Source organism: Mycobacterium sp. (assembly GCF_049683935.1).
Lineage (GTDB): Bacteria > Actinomycetota > Actinomycetes > Mycobacteriales > Mycobacteriaceae > Mycobacterium.
Window position 1 is genome coordinate 1 of the sequence record NZ_JBAUJR010000056.1, and the last position, 6343, is coordinate 6343.

Here is a 6343-nt window from a genome sequence, read left to right on the forward strand (position 1 = left end):
CCCTGATCGACCACGGCCATCAGGATCCCGTCGAGGTCACCGAAGTGGTACTGGACCACCCCCCAGGTCACCCCGGCGCGGTCGGTGATGTGCCGGACGCTGGGCGGCGCGAACCCCTCCTCGAGGATGCACCGCACGGTCTCGTCGATCACCGCGGCGCGGGTGCGTTCGGCCCTGGCCTGCCCGCCCGTGGCCGGGCGCCGTGGCGCGGTCATGATCTCCGGGTCACCACATGAGACCCCTCACGTGGTCGAGAGCGCGCAGGTCATGGGCGGCCAGTAACCCGACCGGTGCGCGGCACACCGCGTCGATGACGTTGACGACCCTTGCCGCGGTGGCGATGACGCCACCCTGGTTGTGGTCGATACCCGACGTTCCGACATGGGTGTTGATCTCGATTCCCGGGCTGCCGTCCACCAGGACCCGGTGCACACCCGGATGGCCGTCCGGCGGAAACGGCCAGTCGGGGGCCGCCGCCGCGGTGAGCCGGTTGACATGCTCCATCGTGACGACCGGGCGGCCGTCGCGCAGGCCGTCCACACCGAACTTGATCGCGGCGACGTGACCGGGTTCCACCCGCATCATCGTGCAGTCGATCGGGTCGGGAGTCACCCACTTCTCGTGCCGCTCCCGCACCTCCTCGAGTTCGATGCCCAGGTCCGCGGCGAGGCTTCGCACCTGGGCACCCCACATCGAGGACAGCACGCCGGGAGAGAACAGGATCGGGGTGTGATCGGGCCGGGTACCGAAGCCGAAGCTGACGCCGGTGAACTCCGCGTCGTCGTAGGTCCCGTAGTCGAAGATCTCCTGCACGGTCACCGAGGTGGCCCGCGCCGCCAGGCTCAGCGCCGTGTACACCAGCGTGTCGCCGGAGAATCCGGGGTCGATGCCGTTGATGTACAGCGTGGTGTCGCCGTCGGCGCAGGCGGCCGCGAGGGGATCCCGCAGCCAGTCGTCGGCCTGGTCGGGGGCCACCAGCCAGACGAATGACGTCCCGACCACATTGGTACCGGCGCGCAGGAATCGACTGATTTCGTCGATCGCCACCGCGGGCCGCGTCTCCGCCTGGGAGGTGTACACCATGCAGTCGGCGCCGAGTGCGACCAGCGCGTCGATGTCATCGGTGGCGATCACACCGGTCGGGACGGGTGACCCGCACAGTTCGGCGGCATCACATCCGACCTTGTCGGCGCTGTTGGCGTGCACACCGACAAGCTCCAGATCCGGGCGCTCGATGATGCTGCGCAACGCGTGAACTCCGACGTTGCCGGTGGAGAATTGGATGACCCTACGCATGTTGTCGCTCCTCACAGCAGGTCGGTGATGGTTTTCAGGCCCGCCTCGTACAGCACCCCCGGCAACATTCCGCCGTCGATCTCGATGGTCGTGCCGTTGATGAAATCCGCTGCGCCGGAAGCGAGGAAGACGCAGGTGCGTCCGACCTCGGCCGGTTCTCCGCCGCGTCGCAGCGGTAGCGCGCTGAAGTAGTCGGATCCTGTGGGATCGTCCTTGGCAAGGACGAAGGAGCGGAAGTTCTCGGTGATGGTCGGCCCGAGGGCGACGCAGTTGACCCGGGCAGTCGGGCCCCATTCCTCGGCGAGCGATCTGGTCAGGTGGTTCAGCCCGGATTTTGCCGCCCCGTAGGACACCAACGTGGGAGAACCGGCCGGATGACCGGCGCCACTGGAGACGTTGATGATGCAACCCGTCCCGTCTTGGCGCTGCATCTGCCGGTACACACGGATCGCGAACCACAGCGGGCTGATCAGGTTCATCTGAATGGCGAACGCGTGGAACAGCACCGTGCGCTCGAAGTCGTCGTCGGACGGCGGCGCCCCCTGGATGCGCGAGACCAGCGAGGGGACGTCCTCGGCGTGCGGTGACGGGACGGTGCCGCCGGCGTTGTTGACCAGGATGTCCACCCGCCCGTACGTGTCAGCCACCTGGGTGACCATGGTGTCGATCGCGTGGTAATCACCTTGGTCACAGACCATTTGGGCGGATCGCCGGGCCCACCCCGGATCCTCGCCGGTCCCTGGGATCGCATCGAGTGGGGCCCGCGAACATCCGATCACGGTTGCCCCGGCGCGTAGCAGTTCGTGGGCGATTCCGACACCGACACCTCTGCTGGTACCCGTGACGATCGCTACTTTGCCGTCGAGCGCACCAGTCATGACCGGAATCATCACATGCTTGATGTTTTATGCCAATCCACCAGCTACGACGAAATCCGTTGCTGATCCGTCAAAATTGACCAAAGGGTCGGCCGACTCATCTGGTCGAGTCGCGGCCACCGAGCAAACTCCCAGGTGAAGTGGTGTTCGATGAGTTCGGCGAAACTTCTGGTCCCGCGACGGGATCCGTAGTATCGTTTCGGCACTGGTTGATGGACCAGCCAGCACAATTGGTGACGTCATCGGCGCATCGGGCGCGACAAGCGACCAACGCAAGGCTTTGAGAATCAAGGGCCACTCCCCTGACGGCAGATATCGGCTGACGGAGGTCACCGTGTCCAGTTCAGAATCATCGAGCGCTCCGAGTACTCAACGGGTGTACCGTCCGGACCCGCGATCCTTCGATCTGCGGGAGGAGTGCCACCGGGCGACGTTCTCCGCCTGCCAGCTGCCCCCGTCGAAGGTGCTGGTGACGATCCACGGCGAGATCGACGCCACCAACAGCTGCGCGCTGGCCCGCTACGTGGAACGCAGGATCGCCGGATCGGCTCGGCTCGTCCTGGACCTCCAGACCGTCGAGTTCTTCGCCGCCGCGGGATTTGCTGCGCTGTCCAACATCAACATCATGTGCGCCCGCACCGGCGTCGAGTGGTCACTGCTGGCCGGGCCCCACGTCTGGCGTCTGCTCACGATCTGCGACCCGGCACGCGAACTCCCCGTGGCGCGCGATCTGTCAGCCGGCAAGTACCTGCGCACACGCACGAGCGATCGCAAGCTCCTCCTTGGTGGGAATCACTAGCACCGTCGTCGGAGCACCATCGGGGGAGATCCGCCGGGCCGCCCTGGCCGGGCTGTCGTTGAGGTGCTCGTCGAGTTCGATGCCGAACGCGGTGAGTCCGGAGAGCGCATCGCGGCGCACTGCCGCGTCGTTCTCGCCGATTCCCGCCGTGAACGTGATGACGCCGGCCGTGCCGAGCACCGCGAGGTAGGCGCCGATGTACTTCCGCAGCCGGTGGATGTATACGTCATAGGCCAATTGTGCTGCTGGATCGCCGTTTTCGATCTGCCGGCGAAGGACCCTGAAGTCGACCTCGCCGCCGAGTCCCCGCACCCCCGATCGCCGGTTGAGCATCGTCTCGATGTCCTCGACGCTCATACCGGCGGTGCGCGACAGATAGGTGATGACCCCGGGGTCCACGTCGCCGGAGCGGGTCCCCATCACCAGACCCTCCATGGGGGTCAGCCCCATCGACGTCTCGACCGGGCGGCCACCGACGATCGCCGACGCCGACGCACCGTTGCCCAGGTGCAGCACGATCTGGCTCAGCGTGTCCAGTGGCACCCCGAGGAAGGCGGCCGCCTGCTCGCTGACGTACTGGTGCGACGTGCCGTGGAAACCGTATCGCCTGATGTGCCACCGGCTGGCGACGTCGCGGTCGATGGCGTAAGTGGCTGCGGCAGCGGGCAGATCGTGGAAGAACGCGGTGTCGAACACCGCAACGTGCGGGACGTCGGGGAGCGCACGACGGGCCACCTCGATACCGAGGATCGCCGGCGGATTGTGCAGGGGCGCGAGCGGAGCGAGTTCTTCGATCTGTGCGATCACCGCGTCATCGACCACGGTGGGCCGGAACAGGTTCGGCCCGCCGTGCACCACCCGGTGTCCGACCGCCGCGAGGTCGAGATCGTCGAGGGAATGCCCGTCGGCGGCCAACGCGTCGAAAACCGCGTCGATGGCCGCCGCATGGTCGGCGACGGACTTGTCACCTGAGCCGGGATCGACGTCCTCACCGATGCGGTCGATCATGCCGTCGGCCACCATCGCGCCCGAATCCGGCTGCACGACCGAGTACTTCACCGATGAGGAGCCCGAGTTGAGCACCAGCACAGACCGTGTCACGCACTGACCCCCTGGGCCTGGATGGCGGTGATCGCGACGGTGTTGACGATATCCTCGACCAGCGCACCGCGTGACAGGTCGTTGACGGGCTTGTTCAGACCCTGCAGCACCGGCCCGATCGCGATGGCACCCGCGCTGCGCTGGACCGCCTTATAGGTGTTGTTGCCGGTGTTGAGGTCGGGGAAGATCAGCACCGTGGCGTGGCCCGCCACCTTCGAGTCGGGCATCTTGGTCGCCGCCACCGAGGGTTCGACGGCCGCGTCGTACTGGATGGGCCCCTCGACCATCAGCTCCGGTTCCCGGGATCTGACCAATTCTGTTGCCTTCCTGACCTTGTCGACGTCGGCGCCGGTTCCGGACGTTCCGGTCGAATACGACAGCATCGCCACCCGCGGTGCGATGCCGAACTGCGCGGCGGTGCGCGCCGACGAGATCGCGATGTCGGCGAGCTGCTCTGCGGTGGGGTCCGGAACGATGGCGCAGTCGCCGTAGGCGAGCACCTCGTCGGCCAGACACATCAAGAAGATGCTGGAGACCGTGGACACACCGGGCACCGTCTTGATGATCTCGAAGGACGGCCGGATCGTGTGCGCGGTCGTGTGCCTGGCGCCCGACACCATGCCGTCGACCATGTTGTTGTGCACCAGCATGGTGCCGAAGTAGGACACGTCGTGGATGATCTCGCGAGCGTGCTCGACGGTGACCCCCTTGTGGCTTCGCAGCGTCGCGTACTGCTCGGCGAACTGGTCACACAGCTCACTGGTCTGCGGGTTGAGCACCGTGGCGCTCGACAGGTCGACACCGAGTTCGGCAGCGCGGCCGCGGACCTCGGCCTCCTCGCCGAGGATCGTCAGGTCGGCGACACTGCGCTGCAGCAGTCGGCCCGCCGCCTGGAGAATGCGATCGTCGTTGCCCTCGGGCAGCACGATGTGCTTGCGGTCGGATCGGGCGCGGTCGAGCAGCCGGTGGGTGAACATCTGCGGCGTGACCGCCGAGGGAATCGTGATCGCCAACTGCGCCAACAGATCTGCGGTGTCGACATGAGTTTCCATCAACGCCAGCGCGGTGTCGACCTTGCGCTGCGACCGTGTCGTGACCCGGCCGCGCGTCGCTGCCACCCTGCTGGCCGTCTCGAAGGTGCCGAACGGCGTCTCGATGATCGGCAGCCGCAACCCCAGCCCCGACACCAATGATTCGATGGCGGGATGCAGGGGCAGGCCGCCGTTGAGGATGACGCAGGACAGCGACGGAAACCCTTCTGCGGCATGGGCGCTGTGCACCGCGAGCACGACGTCGGAGCGATCGCCCGGGGTGACGACGGCGACGCCCTCGGTCAGCCGCTCCAGGACGTGTTCGGCCGTCATGCCGGCCACCAGCACGTCCATCGCCTCACGGGTCAGCAGGGCGGGATCCCCCCGCAGTACGGTGCCCTCGACCGCTTCCTGCAGCTCGGCGACCGACGGCGCGACCAGCAGCGGTTCCTCCGGGAGCACATAGGTGCTGGGGCCGAGCTTCTGCAGCGCAGCCGCGACATCGGCCATGGCCGCGGGGTCGCATCGGTTCACCACCACCGCGGCGGTCCGCGCGTGCTGCGCGGCGATCTCGTCGATGCACACCTCGACGACCTGCGTGACCTGCTCGGGGGTACGGCCCTTGGCATTGACGGCGAGCACCACCGGGGCGCCGAGGTTGGCCGCGATGCGGGCGTTCATCGACAGCTCGCTGGGTGCCGCAACGTCGGTGTAGTCGCTGCCGACCACGAGGACGGCGTCACACTGTTCGGCGACCTGATGGAAGCGGTCGACGATGTCACCGAGCGCGGTGTCGGGGTCGTCGTGCAGCTGCTGATAGCTGACGCCGACACACTCCTCGTAGGACAGCCCCGCGGTGGTGTGGGCCAGCAGCAGCTCGAGGATGTAGTCGCGCCCCTCGCCCAGCCGGGTGATCGGCCGGAACACCCCGACCTTGGCGACCGTCGCACCGAGCCGGTGCAGGATGCCCAGCGCGATCGTGGACTTCCCGGTGTCTCCTTCGGGTGACGCTACGTAAATGGCGGACATCGGGGATTCGGGGGCGTCAGACACGGGTCAAAGCCTGCCGTCAACTGCTTGTCATGTCCACCGGCACCCTGACCGTGGCGAGCAGACCGCGGTGGTCGGCTCCCGGCACGTCTACCGTGCGGGCCGTCGCCGCCGAGGCGTTCTTGGTCAGGACGTGGTCGATACCCAGCAGCGGGGGCCTGCTGCCGCGGCCGGGGTAGGTGCGGGCG

6 protein-coding genes are annotated in these 6343 nt (G+C 67.2%); 1 reads left to right on the plus strand and 5 read right to left on the minus strand.

Going from position 1 to position 6343, the window contains the following annotated elements; all coding sequences use genetic code 11:
• The 3 genes from WA965_RS03210 to WA965_RS03220 form a co-directional block, all read right to left on the minus strand.
• Positions 1 to 215: TetR/AcrR family transcriptional regulator (locus WA965_RS03210; RefSeq protein ID WP_526447055.1), on the minus strand; the 215-nt coding region annotated here is incomplete at its 3' end.
• A 10-nt stretch (positions 216 to 225) separates the two neighbouring features.
• Complete coding sequence (locus tag WA965_RS03215) at positions 226 to 1296, minus strand: NAD(P)H-dependent amine dehydrogenase family protein (RefSeq protein WP_526296169.1); 1071 nt, start codon at positions 1294 to 1296, stop codon at positions 226 to 228.
• Between the two features lie 11 nt (positions 1297 to 1307).
• Positions 1308 to 2174, minus strand: a complete 867-nt coding sequence (locus tag WA965_RS03220) for an SDR family NAD(P)-dependent oxidoreductase (RefSeq protein WP_526296171.1) — start codon at positions 2172 to 2174, stop codon at positions 1308 to 1310.
• 334 nt (positions 2175 to 2508) lie between these two features.
• Between WA965_RS03220 and WA965_RS03225 the strand changes: the two genes are divergently transcribed.
• On the plus strand, positions 2509 to 2973 hold the full coding sequence (locus tag WA965_RS03225) for an STAS domain-containing protein (RefSeq protein WP_526296173.1): 465 nt from the start codon (positions 2509 to 2511) through the stop codon (positions 2971 to 2973).
• Here WA965_RS03225 and WA965_RS03230 read toward each other — a convergent pair.
• Together WA965_RS03230 and pta are read right to left on the minus strand one after the other, a co-directional pair.
• Positions 2908 to 4074 carry an acetate/propionate family kinase gene (locus WA965_RS03230; protein WP_526296175.1) on the minus strand — a complete coding sequence of 389 codons (1167 nt, stop codon included), beginning with the start codon at positions 4072 to 4074 and terminating at the stop codon, positions 2908 to 2910. The genes WA965_RS03225 and WA965_RS03230 overlap by 66 nt on opposite strands.
• The gene (gene pta / locus WA965_RS03235; protein WP_526296187.1) at positions 4071 to 6134 is read right to left on the minus strand and encodes a phosphate acetyltransferase; all 2064 of its coding nucleotides are present in this window, start codon (positions 6132 to 6134) and stop codon (positions 4071 to 4073) included. The genes WA965_RS03230 and pta overlap by 4 nt, the downstream gene beginning before the upstream one ends.
• Between the last annotated feature and the right edge of the window lie 209 nt (positions 6135 to 6343).